Origin of the sequence: Lysobacter sp. FW306-1B-D06B (assembly GCF_038446665.1) — a bacterium.
GTDB lineage: Bacteria > Pseudomonadota > Gammaproteobacteria > Xanthomonadales > Xanthomonadaceae > Lysobacter_J.
The window spans coordinates 1,825,095-1,839,014 of record NZ_CP151802.1; the positions used below are offsets into that span (position 1 = coordinate 1,825,095).

At 69.2% G+C, this 13,920-nt stretch carries 15 protein-coding genes; 5 read left to right on the top strand and 10 right to left on the bottom strand.

From position 1 onward, the window contains the following. Positions 1-149: 149 nt before the first annotated feature. The 3 genes from AAFF32_RS08400 to AAFF32_RS08410 are packed head-to-tail and all read right to left on the bottom strand — an operon-like array spanning position 150 to position 2,268. The gene (locus AAFF32_RS08400; RefSeq protein ID WP_216959878.1) at positions 150-1,070 is read right to left on the bottom strand and encodes a histone deacetylase family protein; all 921 of its coding nucleotides are present in this window, start codon (positions 1,068-1,070) and stop codon (positions 150-152) included. Positions 1,071-1,083: 13 nt separating this feature from the next. Next, a complete protein-coding gene (locus AAFF32_RS08405) occupies positions 1,084-1,638 on the bottom strand; it encodes a cob(I)yrinic acid a,c-diamide adenosyltransferase (protein ID WP_342317049.1) in 555 nt (184 codons plus the stop codon). A gap of 9 nt (positions 1,639-1,647) precedes the next feature. Next, positions 1,648-2,268 (bottom strand): DUF6580 family putative transport protein, encoded by a 621-nt coding sequence (locus AAFF32_RS08410; RefSeq protein ID WP_216959872.1) that lies wholly within the window; start codon positions 2,266-2,268, stop codon positions 1,648-1,650. 53 nt (positions 2,269-2,321) lie between these two features. Between AAFF32_RS08410 and ubiH the strand changes: the two genes are divergently transcribed. Together ubiH and AAFF32_RS08420 are read left to right on the top strand one after the other, a co-directional pair. Further along, positions 2,322-3,605: a 2-octaprenyl-6-methoxyphenyl hydroxylase gene (ubiH, locus tag AAFF32_RS08415; protein ID WP_342317050.1), complete on the top strand. Its 1,284-nt coding sequence runs from the start codon at positions 2,322-2,324 to the stop codon at positions 3,603-3,605. Next, positions 3,602-4,795, top strand: coding sequence for an FAD-dependent oxidoreductase (locus AAFF32_RS08420; RefSeq protein ID WP_216959866.1), 1,194 nt, complete (start codon positions 3,602-3,604; stop codon positions 4,793-4,795). The genes ubiH and AAFF32_RS08420 overlap by 4 nt, the downstream gene beginning before the upstream one ends. A gap of 54 nt (positions 4,796-4,849) precedes the next feature. Here the strand turns inward: AAFF32_RS08420 and AAFF32_RS08425 are convergent, their stop codons facing one another. From AAFF32_RS08425 to AAFF32_RS08445, 5 genes are all read right to left on the bottom strand, one after another. Beyond that, a complete protein-coding gene (locus tag AAFF32_RS08425; RefSeq protein ID WP_342317051.1) occupies positions 4,850-5,551 on the bottom strand; it encodes a hypothetical protein in 702 nt (233 codons plus the stop codon). Positions 5,552-5,670: 119 nt separating this feature from the next. After that, the gene (rlmM, locus tag AAFF32_RS08430; RefSeq protein WP_342317052.1) at positions 5,671-6,735 is read right to left on the bottom strand and encodes a 23S rRNA (cytidine(2498)-2'-O)-methyltransferase RlmM; all 1,065 of its coding nucleotides are present in this window, start codon (positions 6,733-6,735) and stop codon (positions 5,671-5,673) included. Positions 6,736-6,751: 16 nt separating this feature from the next. After that, positions 6,752-7,327, bottom strand: a complete 576-nt coding sequence (locus AAFF32_RS08435) for a nucleoside deaminase (protein WP_216959858.1) — start codon at positions 7,325-7,327, stop codon at positions 6,752-6,754. After that, the gene (locus AAFF32_RS08440; protein ID WP_342317053.1) at positions 7,327-7,746 is read right to left on the bottom strand and encodes a hypothetical protein; all 420 of its coding nucleotides are present in this window, start codon (positions 7,744-7,746) and stop codon (positions 7,327-7,329) included. Before AAFF32_RS08440 ends, AAFF32_RS08435 begins: the two co-directional genes overlap by 1 nt. A 13-nt stretch (positions 7,747-7,759) precedes the next feature. Beyond that, on the bottom strand, positions 7,760-9,526 hold the full coding sequence (locus AAFF32_RS08445) for a glutamine--tRNA ligase/YqeY domain fusion protein (protein WP_342317054.1): 1,767 nt from the start codon (positions 9,524-9,526) through the stop codon (positions 7,760-7,762). Positions 9,527-9,642: 116 nt separating this feature from the next. Here AAFF32_RS08445 and AAFF32_RS08450 point away from each other — a divergent pair, with 116 nt between their 5' ends. The 3 genes from AAFF32_RS08450 to AAFF32_RS08460 all read left to right on the top strand — a co-directional run bounded on the left by AAFF32_RS08450 (position 9,643) and on the right by AAFF32_RS08460 (position 11,226). After that, complete coding sequence (locus AAFF32_RS08450) at positions 9,643-9,918, top strand: DUF2007 domain-containing protein (protein WP_216959848.1); 276 nt, start codon at positions 9,643-9,645, stop codon at positions 9,916-9,918. 46 nt (positions 9,919-9,964) lie between these two features. Further along, positions 9,965-10,486, top strand: a complete 522-nt coding sequence (locus tag AAFF32_RS08455; RefSeq protein ID WP_342317055.1) for an adenine phosphoribosyltransferase — start codon at positions 9,965-9,967, stop codon at positions 10,484-10,486. Between the two features lie 164 nt (positions 10,487-10,650). Then, entirely contained in the window at positions 10,651-11,226 is a 576-nt protein-coding gene (locus AAFF32_RS08460) for a hypothetical protein (RefSeq protein ID WP_342317057.1), read from the top strand. 17 nt (positions 11,227-11,243) lie between these two features. On the opposite strand, the gene oxyR is transcribed toward AAFF32_RS08460, so the two are convergent. Both oxyR and ahpF read right to left on the bottom strand, forming a co-directional pair. After that, the gene (oxyR, locus tag AAFF32_RS08465; RefSeq protein ID WP_342317058.1) at positions 11,244-12,179 is read right to left on the bottom strand and encodes a DNA-binding transcriptional regulator OxyR; all 936 of its coding nucleotides are present in this window, start codon (positions 12,177-12,179) and stop codon (positions 11,244-11,246) included. Positions 12,180-12,264: 85 nt separating this feature from the next. After that, a complete protein-coding gene (gene ahpF, locus AAFF32_RS08470; RefSeq protein ID WP_342317059.1) occupies positions 12,265-13,854 on the bottom strand; it encodes an alkyl hydroperoxide reductase subunit F in 1,590 nt (529 codons plus the stop codon). Between the last annotated feature and the right edge of the window lie 66 nt (positions 13,855-13,920).

Genomic DNA, 13,920 nt, shown 5'->3' on the forward strand with positions numbered 1-13,920 from the left:
GCGAGGTCCATCTTGCGCCCATCGCTGTTCATTTCCGCGTCAAGGCACGAGGGCGAGTGCCGCCGGCGGATGACGATGGCGCGAACGGCGAAGGTCGCGTGCGGTTCGCAGGCCGTGCGGGCTTGGGCGACGCGGGCCGCGAGCGGCGATCAGTCGAGCCCTTCCAGCAGTGCGCCCACATGGGCGACGCTGGCTTCGCGCAACGCCGCCAGGTCATACCCGCCTTCGAGCATCGACACGACGCGCCCGTTGCCATGGCGACGCGCGATGGCCACCAGTTCGCGCGTGATCCAGCCGTAGTCTTCGGTTTCCAGCTCCACCTGCGCGAGCGGGTCGCGCTTGTGCGCGTCGAAGCCGGCGGAAATGAAGAGCAGCTGCGGGCGGAAGGAGTCCAGCGCCGGCAGCAGCTGTTCGCGCCAGACGCGATGGAACCCCTCGCTGCCGCATCCCGGCGGCAACGGTACGTTGACGATGTTGCCCACGCCACGCTCGTTCGCGTACCCGGTGTCGGGATACAGCGGCATCTGGTGCGAGCTCAGGTACATCACGCGCGGGTCGGTGTCGAAGATCGCCTGCGTGCCGTTGCCGTGATGGACATCGAAATCCACCACGGCCACGCGCGACAGTCCGTGCTTGTCGCAGGCATGCGCGGCGGCCACGGCGATGTTGTTGAACAGGCAAAAGCCCATCGCCGCCGACGGCGTGGCGTGGTGACCCGGCGGCCGTACCGCGCAGAAGGCGCGGCGGATCTCGCCGTGCATCACCGCATCCACCGCCGCGATGCCGGCGCCGGCTGCGCGCAGCGCGGCTTCGGCGGAACCGGGAGCGAGCACGGTATCGGGATCCAGCGCCATCGGACCTTCGACCGGCGTGTCCAGGACCAGCGCGAGCAACGCGTCGTCGTGCACGCGCAGCAGCTGCCCGCGACTGGCGCGCGGGGCTTCTTCCCATTCCAGGGATGCGAATGTTTCGCGCAGCGCCTCGGTCACCGCCACCAGGCGCAAGGGACGCTCCGCGTGCCCGGGGCCCGGGTCGTGGCGCGTGCAGGCGGGGTGGGTGTAGATGCGCATGGCGCGCGGCGCGTCAGCCTTTGCGCCGCTCGTGGTTCCACAGCACTTCGCCGTGGCCGCTGGCACGCGCGAGGACGCGCGCCAGCACAAACAGCAGGTCGGACAAGCGATTGAGGTAGCGCACCGCTTCCGGACGCACGTCCTCAACGCGCGCGAGCGACACCGCCTCGCGTTCGGCGCGGCGTACGACCGTCCGCGCGATGTGGCAGCGTGCCGCCGCTTCACCGCCGCCGGGCAGGATGAAATCCTTCAGCGGCGGCAGCGGTTCGTTGAATGCGTCGAGCTGCTGTTCCAGCCGCTCGATGTCCGCGTCGAAAATCGCCGCATGCCCCGGGATGCACAACTCGCCGCCCAGGTCGAACAACTGGTGCTGCACCGTGGTGAGCAGGCGGCGGATGTCATCGGGCACATCGGCGGCCAGCACCAGGCCGATGCAGGAATTGGCCTCGTCCACGGTGCCGTAGGCGGCGACGCGGGCCGAGTCCTTGGCGACGCGGCTGCCGTCGCCAAGCCCCGTCGTGCCGTCGTCGCCGGTGCGGGTGTAGATCTTCGAAAGGCGGTTGCCCATCGGCGCCGCTTACACCGTCTGCGCGCGCAGTGCCGGCACGCGCTGACGCAGCAGGGCGAAGCCGCCGAACAGGATCGCGGCGTAGAACAGCGTGCCCAGCACGGTCCACTGGAAGAACGGCAGCGCCGCGGCGTAGCACGGCATCAGGCCGGTCATGCAGGCCGGATGCGCGTTGACCGGCGTGGCCGTCGCCCACACGGCGAAATTGGTCACCACGAAGAACAGCACCGAGCCCATCAGCGAATAGCCCAGCACGCGCGCGCCGCTCACGCGACCGCGCAGGCCGAAGCCCAGCGCCGCCGACAGGGCGATGCAGACGTAAACCGACAGCCAGGTCACCAGGTAGGTGGAGCTGGTGAAGTGTTCGAAGTACGTACCGCCCAGGGTCAGGCCCAGGATCACGTCCGACAGCAGCATCGCCACCAGCGGGATCGCGATGGCCAACGCGCGCGAGGCGAAGTAGGCGCCGCCGAACAGCGCGACCGCCTCGACCGGCGAGAAGTTCGGCGGATGCGGCAGCAGGCGCGAGAGCGCGGCGATGACGATCATGCCGATCAGCACCAGCGGGCCGGGGGCGAACAGGGAGCTGGAGGCGGGCGTAGCGGGCGAGGTCGAAACTGGACGGTTCATCGGGGCGGAATCTGGGGAAGGTCAGGGCCTTCAGGAACCGTTAGCATAGCGCAATGCCTGTAGCGGCCCCCTCAACTCCGCCCTCCGGCGCGCCCGGAGACACCCCCTCGCGCGACACCGTCCACGACGTTGTGATCGTCGGCGGCGGCCTGGTCGGCGCCAGCCTGGCGATCGCGTTGGAGCGCCTGGGACTCGACGTCGGCCTGGTCGAGGCCACGCCGCCCGGCACGCTGCCGGCGGTGTTCGACGAGCGCAACCTCAGCTTCGCCGAGGCCACCGTCAACGCGCTCACCGCGCTCGGCGTCATGCAGAAGCTGCGTGCGCCGGCCGGTGCGATCCAGCGCATCCACATCAGCCGCCGAGGCGATTTCGGCCGCGGCCTGCTCGACGCCGCGCGTTACGGCCGCAGCGAGTTCGGTCGCGTGGTGGTCGCACGTGATTTCGGCGAAGCGCTGGAAGCCCGGCTCGCGGAAGCGACGACGCTCACACGCTATCGGCCGGTGCGCTTCCTCGGCCTGGCGGACGTATCGGACGAATCGCGCGCGATCCGCGTGGCCGATGCCGACGGCGAACGTTTGCTGCACACGCGCCTGCTCGTCGCCGCCGACGGCACGCGCAGCGCCGTGCGCGAAACGCTGGGCATCGGCGTGGACGAGCACGATTACCTGCAGACGCTGTTCGTCGCGCGCGTGCGCGGCTCGCGACCGCCCGACGGCACCGCCTACGAACGCCTCGGCAACGACGGCCCGACCGCGCTGCTGCCGCGCGGCGACCGCCACTACGGCCTGATCCATGCCGTCGCGCGCGAAGACGCCGACGCCGTGGCCGCGCTGGACGAAGCCGGCTTCCTTGCGCGTGCGCAGGAGGCCTTCGGCTGGCGCGCCGGACGGTTCCTGTCGTGCGGACCGCGCAGCGCGCACGCAGCGATCCGCGTCGTCGCGCATCGCACCGTCGCACCGCGTGCGGTGCTCATCGGCAACGCCGCGCAGACGATTCACCCGATCGGCGCGCAGGGTTTCAACCTCGGCCTGCGCGATGCGCTCACGCTGGCCGAACTCATCGCCGACATGCGCGCGCTGGATGCAAGCGGCGATTGCGGCCATGCCGCGCTGCTCGACGCCTACACCGCGCGCCGCCGCGAAGATCGCGAACGCACGGTGGGATTCTCCGACGGCCTCGCCCGCCTGACCGCGAACGCCGCGCCGCTGCTGCGGCCGCTGCGCAGCCTGGGCTTGTTCGCGGTGGATCGCATCGCCTCGGCGCAGTCCTATCTGGTCGGCGGTGCGATGGGTTATCGCGGCGACGTGCCCGCGTTGTGCCGGGAGAACCGCGCATGAGCCGGCGGGGAAGCGGACTGGACGTGGTGGTGGTCGGCGCCGGCGTGGTCGGCGCGGCGGCCGCGCTCGCGTTCGCGCGTGACGGTTTGCGCGTGGCGCTGGTCGAATCCCGCCAGCCGCCGGCCTGGCAGCCGCTGCCGCCCGACGCCGAACGCATCGACCTGCGTGTGTATGCCTTCGCGCCCGACAACGCGGCGCTGCTCGACGACCTGGGCGTGTGGCGCGAGATCGCATCCGCACGGCTGCAACCGTACCGCGCGATGCGGGTGTGGGACGCGGCCGGTGGCGGTGAACTCGTCTTCGATGCCGACGCCTTCGGCCGTCGCGAGCTGGGCTGGATCGTCGAACACGCGCTGCTCGTCGATCGCCTGTGGGCCGCCTTGCCGGCAGCGGGCGTGCAGTTGCACTGCCCGGACAGCGTCGTCGCGCTCGAGCAGGACGACAGCGGTGCGACCGTCGTGCTCGAAAGTGGGCTCTCGCTGCGTGCGCGGATCGTGGTCGCCGCCGACGGCGCCGAATCGAAGCTTCGTTCGCTTGCCGGTATCCAGGCGCCGCGCCGCGATTACGGCCAGCGCGGGCTGGTTGCGTTCGTCGAAAGCGAGCTGCCGCACCAGGCCACCTGCTGGCAGCGTTTCCTGCCGACGGGGCCGCTGGCGTTCCTGCCGTTCGGCGAGCCCAATCTCAGCTCGATCGTGTGGACGCTGCCCGACGTCGAGGCGCAGCGTTTGCTGGAGATCGACGACACGACGTTCCTGCGCGAACTCCAGTCCGCGTTCGCTGGCACGCTGGGAGCACTGACGCGCGTGTCCCGCCGCGCCGCATTCCCGTTGCGTTTGCAGTTGGCGCAGTCGCTCGTCGCCGGACGCCTTGTCGTGGTCGGCGACGCCGCGCATGCGGTGCATCCGCTGGCGGGGCAGGGTGTGAACCTGGGATTGCGCGACGTGGCGACGCTGCGGCGCACGCTGGCCGATGCGCAGCGAGCCGGGCGCGATCCGGCCGCGCGCCTGTCACGCTGGGCGCGGCAGCAGCGCAGCGAGAATGCGATGTCGGCGTATGCCTTCGACGGCATCAACCGTCTGTTCTCCAACGATTCGGTCGCGGCCACGCTGCTGCGCGGGCCGCTGCTGGGGCTGGCCGGGAAACTTCCGCCGCTCACACACGCCTTCTGGCGTCACGCGGCCGGTCAATAAAGCGAACCCCTCCCGGCGCGGGAGGGGTTCGCCATCGCCGACGGCTTCGACAGGTCACTTACCGCCGGCAAGCTCGCGCTGGGTGATGCGACCGTCGCGGTTGGCGTCGATCGCGTTGAAATCCGCCGACAGCGTGGCGTTCGCGCTGACTTCGGTGCGGCTGAGGTTGCCGTCGCGGTTGGTGTCCAGCGCGTTGAAATCGACCTTGTTGGTGAGCGTCGAATTCGGCGGGCTGGAGGTGGCGTGCACCTCTTCCTTCACCGGGCCCGCATAGGCGGGTGCCGTCGCCGGAGGCGGCGCCGGCTGCGGATACGCCTGCTCCACCGCGGCGTCCGCGGACGCCTGGGCCTGCAGGCTGGCGTTGGTGGCGGCGGTCGCGGCTTCGCGCGCTTCGACCGCGCCCTGCTTCGGATTGGCCGAGGACTGCGCGGCGCTCTGCGCACTGCGCGCGTCGTGAGCGGCGTTGACGGCCTGGTTGGCGGCCTTGTTCGCGGCGTCGGCCTGCTGGTTGATGGTGGTGTAGGTGCCGCCGCTGACGCTGGTGGCATCGCGCGCGGTCTGCGCGCTGGCGCGTGCGGCTTCGGCCTGTTCCGAGGCGACCTCGGCGGCGGCCTCGGCCTGGATCTTCGACTTCGCCGGTTCGCCCTGCGTGCGTTGCGCAGCGGCCGGGCCGGCGATGGCCAGCGTGGCGAGGATCGCCATCGCCAACAGCTTCGGGCCCATCACATTCTTGGGAAGGTAAAGCGCGGACTTCATCATGTGACCTCGCTGTATGGGACGAGGCCGACGCTAGCCCGCCCAACATCAACCGCAGGTCAATTCACGCACACCGGCGCGTCGCGCGATGCGCAGCGTTCACCCATGTGAGTGTGGTGTTAGCGCGATGTCGCGAAAACCGTGATCTCTTCGCGGTCGTGGTAGAGCTGGCGCGCGCGAATCAGCAGCGGCTTTCCGGCCTGTTCCTCGAAGAGTTGCAGGCACAGGCGCGTTTCGTCCCAGCGCTTCTTCATCGGCAGCTTGAGGTTGAAGATCGTGTGCTTGCACCAGCCTTCGCGCACCCAGGTCGCCATGCGCTCGGCGACGCGCCGCGGCTGTTCGACCATGTCGCACACCATCCAGTCCAACGGCGCGCGTGGATGCCAGTGGAAGCCGTCTTCGCGCAGGTGCTCGACGCGCCCGCTCTCCATCAGCTTCTCCTGCAGTGGTCCGTTGTCGACCGACATCACGCGCAGTCCCTGTCGCACCAGCACCCAGCTCCATCCGCCGGGCGCCGCGCCGAGGTCGGCGCCGCGCATGCCTTCGCGCAGCAGCTTCTCGCGCTCCTTCTCGCTGAGCAGGACCATCAGCGCTTCTTCCAGCTTGAGCGCGGAACGGCTGGGTGCATCGGCGTGCATGCGCAGGCGCGGGATGCCGAGCGGCCACGGCGCGTTGTCGCCGGCCTCGGCGATGGCCAGCAGCACGTGGTCGCCGGCGAGGAACACGACGTGCAGCCTGGCGCGACGCGGATCGTCGACGCCCGTCAGCCAGCCGCCCTTGCGCAGCACCGGCCGCAGCGCATTGCCGAAGCTGCGCGCGAGCCCGGCCAGCGGCTTGGCTTCGTCGGAATCGGGATGCTCCACCCACAGCTCGCCGAAGGTGTATGCGTTGGAAAGCACGGTTTCGAGCGTGCGCAGGATCGGCGTGATGCGGTCCTTCGGATCGAGTCCACGCAGCTCGGCGATGCGGGTCAGCTTCTGGCGGGCGAAGATCAGCGACGCGAACGGAAGCGCGCGCGTGAGCGCACCGGCGTCGGCGCCGAGGAATTCGACGTAGCCGCTGTTGCGTTCGGTGCGCGCGTAGCCGGGATGGCCGGCGAGCGCGGCGCGCTCGCTCAGTTCGCCGGCGAGTTCGGGCTCGAAGCCGGGACGGCAGTAGCAGAGCAGGGCGTCGCCGGGCGTCATGACGTTGCGCGCGCCATCAGTAGCGCTCGCCGCCGGACTCGCCGTAGGCGCGCAGCACGTCGCACGCGGCCTCGCGGTGCACGTCGCGCACGACCTGGATGCCGCGGCGTTCGAGTTCGCCGACCCAGTCCGCCGGCAGCGGGCCTTCGTCGAACTCGGTCAGCGTTTCCACGTCCTCGCTGCGCGCGCCGATCAGCAGGCGGTCGATGCCGGCCCACATGGTCGCGCCGTAGCACTGGCAGCACGGCTGCGAGGAAGTCGCCAGCGTGATCGGGCCGATGTGTTCGCCGACCGCGTCCTCGTTGAGGCGCGGGCGCTGCGTGCGCTGCTGGGCGAGCATGTAGGCCATCGTCTCGGCATGCGCGAGCGAGCAGCTGTGCGGCAGCACGCGGTTCACGCCGATGGCGATGAGACGGTCGTCGGGACCGAACACCGCGGCGCCGAACGGCCCGCCGCTGCCGGCCTCGATGTTCGTGCGCGACAGCGCGACGGCGAGTTCGACCTTGGCTTCATCGCCGACGTACGCGCGATCGGTGTCGACCGACTCGTGCACCCATGCCGGCAACGTGAGGTGGACCTGCGCGTAGAGCATCAGTGCACCGATTCCACTTCGGCGACCTTGTCCTTGCATTCACCCTTCACGCATTGGCAGCCCTCGACGGGCTTGAAGCCGCACATCGCCATGATGCCCTTGCGCGCGCATTCGGCCTTGACGCCTTCCGGATCGGTCGGGCTGTTGGCGTTGACGCACGCGGGCTTGGCGCCGCAGCAGTTGCCGACGTTCTTCACGGCGCAGTCGGAATCGGTCTTGCAGCTGAAATCGAGCTTGATCGCCTCGCCGGTTGCGGCGGCCGCCGGGGCCTCCACGCGCTTGGGTTCCGGCTGCGGCGCGGCGGCACGTTGCGGCGTCGCCGCCTGCGCGGGCTCGGCCTGCGGCGAGGCGCACGAAGCGATCGCGAACAACGACATCATCAGCACAGCGGCGAGCAGGATCTTCGGCAGGCGGCGCATGGCAGGCTCCTTCTCAGGCCTTGGTGGCCCAGGTGTCGCGCAGGGTGACGCTGCGGTTGAACACCGGTGCGTCGCTGCGGTGGTCGTGGCGGTCGGCGACGAAGTAGCCGATGCGTTCGAACTGGAACGACTGCTCCGGCGACGCCGCGGCCGCGGCCGGTTCGACGTAGCCGGTGACGGTGCGGCGCGACTCGGGATTGAGGTAATCCTTGTACGTCTTGCCGCCTTCGTCGTTATCCGGATCGGCGACGAGGAACAGGCGGTCGTACAGGCGCACTTCGGCCTTCACCGCGTGCTTCGCGCTGACCCAGTGGATGGTGCCCTTGATCTTGCGGTCGGCGCCGGCCATGCCGGGGCGCGATTCCAGGTCGAGCTCGCCGCGTATCTCCACGACCCGGTCGCCGTCCTTGATCACTTCATCGCAACGGAAGATGCCGGCGCCGCGCAGGCGCACTTCGCCGCCCGGGATCAGACGCTTGAAACCCTTCGGCGGCACTTCCTCGAAGTCCTCGCGCTCGATCCACAGCTCGTTGGAAAACGGCATCGTGCGCGAGCCGGCGCTTTCGTCCTTGGGGTGGTTCGGGAACGTCAGCGATTCTTCGAAGCCGGCCGGCAGGTTGGTGATGACCAGCTTGAGCGGATCGATCACCGCCATGCGCCGCTGCGCCGCGGAGTCGAGGTCGTCGCGCAGCGCGCCTTCCAGGATCGAGATGTCCAACAGCGAGTTCTGCTTGCTGATGCCGACGCGGTCGACCATCAGGCGCAGCGCGCTGGGCGTGTAGCCGCGGCGGCGGATGCCCTGCAGTGTCGGCATGCGCGGATCGTCCCAGCCGTCGACCAGGCCTTCGTTCACCAGCGCCAGCAGCTTGCGCTTGCTCATCACCAGGTAGTTGAAGTTCAGTCGCGAGAACTCGATCTGGCGCGGCTTGCTGGCCTCGTTCGGGAAGCCCTTGGCGAGCGCGGGTTCCAGCACGTCCGGCGAGTTGGCCAGGTCGACCTTGTCCACGCACCAGTCGTACAGCGGGCGGTGGTCCTCGAACTCCAGCGTGCACAGCGAGTGCGTGATGCCTTCCACCGCGTCGCTGAGCGAATGGGCGAAGTCGTACATCGGGTAGATCGGCCATTCGTGGCCGGTGTTCTGGTGCTCGACGTGCTTGATGCGGTACAGCGCGGGGTCGCGCAGGTTCATGTTGCCGCTGGACATGTCGATCTTCGCGCGCAGCGTGCGTGCGCCGTCGGCGAACTCGCCGGCGCGCATGCGGCGGAACAGGTCGAGGTTTTCCTCCACGCTGCGATTGCGGAACGGCGATTCGCGGCCCGGCTCGGTCAACGTGCCGCGGTATTCGCGCACCTGCTCGGCGCTGAGGTCGCAGACGAAGGCGTCGCCCTGGCGGATCAGCTTCTCGGCGGCCAGGTAGAGCACGCCGAAGTAGTCCGAGGCGTGGCGCAGGTCGTGCCATTCGAAGCCGAGCCAGCGCACGTCGTCCTGGATGGCGCGCACGTACTCGGGGTCTTCCTTCACCGGGTTGGTGTCGTCCAGGCGCAGGTTGCAGTCGCCGCCGAATTCCGCGGCGATGCCGAAGTCCAGACAGATCGCCTTGGCGTGGCCGATGTGCAGGTAGCCGTTGGGCTCCGGCGGAAAGCGCGTGCGGATGGCCTGGTGCTTGCCGCTGGTCAGATCCTCGCGAACGATCTGCCGGATGAAGTCCTGCTTCGCGGGCGCGGCGGCTTCGGGGGCGGACGGAGTGGCGGGGGCTGCGTGGTGGGGCGTAGCGGACATGCGTAAAGCCGTGGACGGGTAAGACCGTCAAGTTTAGCCGGTGATGCCGGCCGCCGCCGTCACCCGCGTTCAGGGCCGGGCGTATGCTGTCGATACGCCCCGTCGGGAGCCCCGCCATGAAAGTCGTCTACCAAGCCGCCAACCTGATCGACGCCCATCTGGTGCGGCATGCGCTGGAGGCGCAGGAGATCCCTGTATTCCTGCAGGGCGAAGCCCTGACGGGCGGGATGGGCGAGTTGCCGCTGTTCGGGACCATCCTGGTGTGCGTGCCGGACGTGGTCTGGCCCGAAGCCAGTGACATCGTCGCCACGCTTCCGCTGAACCAGCCCGCCGCCGCCGAGCCCGATGACGACGAGGCCGCGGATTCGTCGCACGGGTGGCTGCCGGCCTGAACGGCCCTTTCCGGTATGGTGACCGGCCCCAACGCCGGCCCGTCCTATGTCCACCGATTTCCGCTCCCTGATCCGCGCCGTCGCCGACTTTCCCAAGCCCGGCGTGACCTTCCGCGACGTCACCCCGCTGCTGGCGGACGCGGGCGGCTTCGCCCGCTGCATCGACGCGCTGGCCGAGCCGTGGCAGGGCAGTGAGGTGCAGGCGGTGTGCGGGATCGAATCGCGCGGTTTCATCTTCGGCGCGGCGCTGGCGCAGAAGCTGCATGCCGGCTTCGTCCCACTGCGCAAGCCGGGCAAGCTGCCGCCGCCGCTGGTCGAGGTGTCCTATGCGCTGGAATACGGCACGGACCGGCTGCAGGCGCGCAACGACGCGCTGCGTCCGGGCGAACGCACGCTGATCGTGGACGATGTGCTGGCAACCGGCGGGACGCTGGCGGCCGCACGCGAACTGGTGGAGAAGCTCGGCGCGACCCTGGTCGGCGCGAGCGTGCTCATCGAACTGGATGCGCTGGGCGGGCGGTCGCGCTGGCCGGTGGGAGTGCCGTTGCACGCCTTGCTGCATTACTGAGCGGGGCATCGCCTCGGCAGGGCGTTGCGTCCCGGCGCAGCCCGCTCCGGCAAACGGGAAGCGCGCCTTCGACGGCACCGCTACGCCCCGGCAGTCGAAACGACCGGCGCCGGAGCGCTACGCTCGACATCGCCGGCCCGAGCCGGCCAGCCGGGCGCACGCCGATGGATGCGTTCAATTACCTCGCGGTGATGGTGTCCATGGTGCTGAGCCTCGGCCTGACCCAGCTGTTCGCGGGCATCGGCAACATGGTGCAGGTGCGCCGCCGGGTGCAGCCCTACTGGCTGCACGCGATGTGGATCGTGCTGATGATCGGCCTGCACATCCAGATGTGGTGGTCGTTCTGGATGCTGCGCGGCGTGCAGGAATGGACCTACACCGGCTTCGCCTTCGTGCTGCTGGGGCCGGCCATGCTGGTGATCGCCAGCCACGTCCTGTTGCCCGAACTCGTCGACGGCACCATCGACGTGCAGAAGCACTACTACGACACGCGCGCCGTGTTCTTCAGCCTGCTTGCGGCGGCGGGCGCATGGGCGTTGTTGCTGGAATCGATGATGGGACTGAACGCCCTGATCGTGCCGTTCCGTCTCGTGCAGATCTTCGGCATCGGCCTGATGGTGCTGTGCGCGTGGAGCGCGAACCGGCGCGTGCACGCGGCCTGCACCTTTATCGTCATCGCGATGCTCGTGAGCACGACGCTCCTCACGCGCTACCGGCTGGGTCAGACCGGCATGGAGTGAGGCGATCGCGTCGCCGGTTACAGCCGGCTGTCCTGCGACGGCGCGTGCTGCGGCGGGCGCAGGAGGTGCTCGGGCAATTTTCGGAACTCGCCCGCCAGCTGCATCAGGAAGTCGCCCATCGCCGAACTGCGCCGCCACACCATCGCGATCTGCCGATGCGGCGCGTTGCCGCGGAAGCGCAGCAGGTGGATGTCGGGGGAGGAGGGCACGGGCGGCTGCACGGCCAGCACCGGCAACAGCGTGATGCCGACACCGGCGGCGACCATCTGCCGCAGCGTTTCCAGACTGGTCGCGCGGAACCCGTCGCGTTCGTCGGCGCCGGCCATGTGGCACACGTCCAGCGCCTGGTCGCGCAGGCAGTGGCCTTCCTCGAGCAGCAGCAGGTGCTGGTGATCCAGGTCGTGCAGGTCCAGCGAATCCTGTTCGGCCATCGCATGCTGTTGCGGCACGGCCAGCAGGAACGGTTCGTCGAACAGCACCGCCACGTGCAGCTGGTCGTCATGGATGGGCAGCGCGAGCAGACCCGCGTCCAGGCGCCCATCGCGCAGACGCGCGAGGATCTGGTCGGTCTTTTCCTCGATCAGCAACAGTTCCAGGCGCGGAAAACGCTGGCGCAGGCGCGGCACCACGTGCGGCAGCAGGTAAGGCCCCAGCGTGGGGAACAGGCCCAGCCGGACCGTGCCGGCCTCGGGGTCCTGGCTGCGACGCGCGATCTCCGCCATCTGCTCGACATCGGCGATGACCTTGCGCGCGCGTTCGGCGACCTCGCGGCCCACCGGCGTCAGCATCACGCGGCGCGGAGCGCGTTCGACCAGCGCCACGCCGAGCTCGTCCTCGAGCTTCTTGATCTGGGTCGACAGCGTCGGCTGGCTGACGAAGCTGGCCGCGGCGGCGCGGCCGAAGTGCTTGTGGTCGGCCAGGGCCACCAGGTATTTGAGATCGCGCAGGTTCAAGCGGTGTCCCTCGCGTCGATGCTGCGTGAGTGTGAAGCTTCAACCTACCGCGCCCTTCCGGCAAGCCGGGAGGGCGCGGGTGCGGTCATGCCGTGACGGCGGCGGCCGATTCGGCCGGCGCGCTGGTGCGGATCAGGTGGTCGAAGGCGCTCAGTGCGGCCTTGGAGCCTTCGCCCATGGCGATCACGATCTGCTTGTACGGCGTCGTCGTGGCGTCGCCCGCGGCGAATACGCCCGGCACCGAGGTGCGGCCGTGCGAGTCGATCTCGATCTCGCCGCGCGGCGACAGCGCGATCGCGCCCTTGAGCCATTCGGTGTTGGGCAGTAGGCCGATCTGGACGAAGATGCCTTCCAGTTCGATCTGGAGCGGATCGCCGGAAACGCGGTCCTTGTAGATCAGGCCCGTGACCTTCTGGCCGTCGCCGAGCACTTCGGTGGTCTGGCCGTTGGTGATCACCACGACGTTCTTCAACGAGCGCAGCTTGCGCTGCAGCACTTCGTCGGCGCGCAGCTGGCCGTCGAACTCGATCAGCGTAACGTGCGAGACGATGCCGGCCAGGTCGATCGCGGCCTCCACGCCCGAGTTGCCGCCGCCGATCACCGCCACGCGCTTGCCCTTGAACAGCGGGCCGTCGCAATGCGGGCAGTAGGCCACTCCCTTGTTGCGGTACTGCTCCTCGCCGGGGACGTTCATCTGGCGCCAGCGCGCGCCGGTGGACAGCACTACGCTGCGCGACTTCAGCGACGCGCCGTTCTCCAGCTGCACTTCGATCAGGCCGCCCGGCTCGGTGGCCGGAATCAGCTTGCTCGCGCGCTGCAGGTTCATGAGGTCCACGTCGTACTCGCGCACGTGCTGCTCCAGCGCGGCGGCGAGCTTCGGGCCCTCGGTGTAGGTGACGGAGATGAAGTTCTCGATCGCCATCGTGTCCAGCACCTGGCCACCGAAACGCTCGGCCGCGATGCCGGTGCGGATGCCCTTGCGTGCGGCGTAGACCGCGGCCGCGGCGCCGGCCGGGCCGCCGCCGATAACGAGCACGTCGAAGGCGTCCTTGGCCTTGATCTTCGCGGCGTCGCGCTGCGAAGCGCCGGTGTCGAGCCTGGCGACGATCTGCTCGACCGTCATGCGGCCCTGGTCGAACACCTCGCCGTTGAGCAGCACGGTCGGCACCGACATGATCTGCCGCGCTTCCACTTCGTCCTGGAACAGCGCGCCGTCGATGGCGACGTGGTGGATGTTGGGGTTGATGACGCTCATCAGGTTCAGCGCCTGCACGGTGTCCGGGCAGTTCTGGCACGAGAGCGAGAAATAGGTTTCGAAGTGGTATTCGCCTTCCAGGTCGCGCACCTGATCAAGCACGTCCTGCGCGGTCTTGGAAGGGTGGCCGCCAACCTGCAGCAGCGCGAGCACCAGCGAGGTGAACTCGTGGCCCATCGGGATGCCGGCGAAGCGAACGCTCACGTCCGTGCCGGCGCGGTTGATCGCGAAGGACGGCCGGCGTGCGTCGTCGTCGCGGCGCGAGTACGAAATCTTGTCGGAGAGCGAGGCGATGTCTTGCAGCAGGCCTTCGAGCTCACGCGACTTCTCGCCGTCGTCGAGCGATGCGACCAGCTCGATCGGCTGCGTGACCTTTTCCAGATAGGCCTTCAACTGGGTCTTGAGATCGGCATCCAACATGCGACGGCTCCAATGGGGTTGTTCGGGATGAACGCCGCGAGCGCCCGGGCGGTTGGGAGGGAGGGA

What these genes read in the sequence shown, in the direction of transcription:
- ahpF (WP_342317059.1), bottom strand. Translation starts at nt 13,854, where the DNA reads ATGTTGGATGCCGATCTCAAGACCCAGTTGAAGGCCTATCTGGAAAAG.
- AAFF32_RS08440 (WP_342317053.1), bottom strand. Translation starts at nt 7,746, where the DNA reads ATGCGCCGCCTGCCGAAGATCCTGCTCGCCGCTGTGCTGATGATGTCG.
- AAFF32_RS08460 (WP_342317057.1), top strand. Translation starts at nt 10,651, where the DNA reads ATGGATGCGTTCAATTACCTCGCGGTGATGGTGTCCATGGTGCTGAGC.
- AAFF32_RS08400 (WP_216959878.1), bottom strand. Translation starts at nt 1,070, where the DNA reads ATGCGCATCTACACCCACCCCGCCTGCACGCGCCACGACCCGGGCCCC.
- rlmM (WP_342317052.1), bottom strand. Translation starts at nt 6,735, where the DNA reads ATGACGCCCGGCGACGCCCTGCTCTGCTACTGCCGTCCCGGCTTCGAG.
- AAFF32_RS08455 (WP_342317055.1), top strand. Translation starts at nt 9,965, where the DNA reads ATGTCCACCGATTTCCGCTCCCTGATCCGCGCCGTCGCCGACTTTCCC.
- AAFF32_RS08435 (WP_216959858.1), bottom strand. Translation starts at nt 7,327, where the DNA reads ATGCTCTACGCGCAGGTCCACCTCACGTTGCCGGCATGGGTGCACGAG.
- AAFF32_RS08445 (WP_342317054.1), bottom strand. Translation starts at nt 9,526, where the DNA reads ATGTCCGCTACGCCCCACCACGCAGCCCCCGCCACTCCGTCCGCCCCC.
- AAFF32_RS08420 (WP_216959866.1), top strand. Translation starts at nt 3,602, where the DNA reads ATGAGCCGGCGGGGAAGCGGACTGGACGTGGTGGTGGTCGGCGCCGGC.
- AAFF32_RS08450 (WP_216959848.1), top strand. Translation starts at nt 9,643, where the DNA reads ATGAAAGTCGTCTACCAAGCCGCCAACCTGATCGACGCCCATCTGGTG.
- AAFF32_RS08410 (WP_216959872.1), bottom strand. Translation starts at nt 2,268, where the DNA reads ATGAACCGTCCAGTTTCGACCTCGCCCGCTACGCCCGCCTCCAGCTCC.
- ubiH (WP_342317050.1), top strand. Translation starts at nt 2,322, where the DNA reads ATGCCTGTAGCGGCCCCCTCAACTCCGCCCTCCGGCGCGCCCGGAGAC.
- AAFF32_RS08405 (WP_342317049.1), bottom strand. Translation starts at nt 1,638, where the DNA reads ATGGGCAACCGCCTTTCGAAGATCTACACCCGCACCGGCGACGACGGC.
- AAFF32_RS08425 (WP_342317051.1), bottom strand. Translation starts at nt 5,551, where the DNA reads ATGAAGTCCGCGCTTTACCTTCCCAAGAATGTGATGGGCCCGAAGCTG.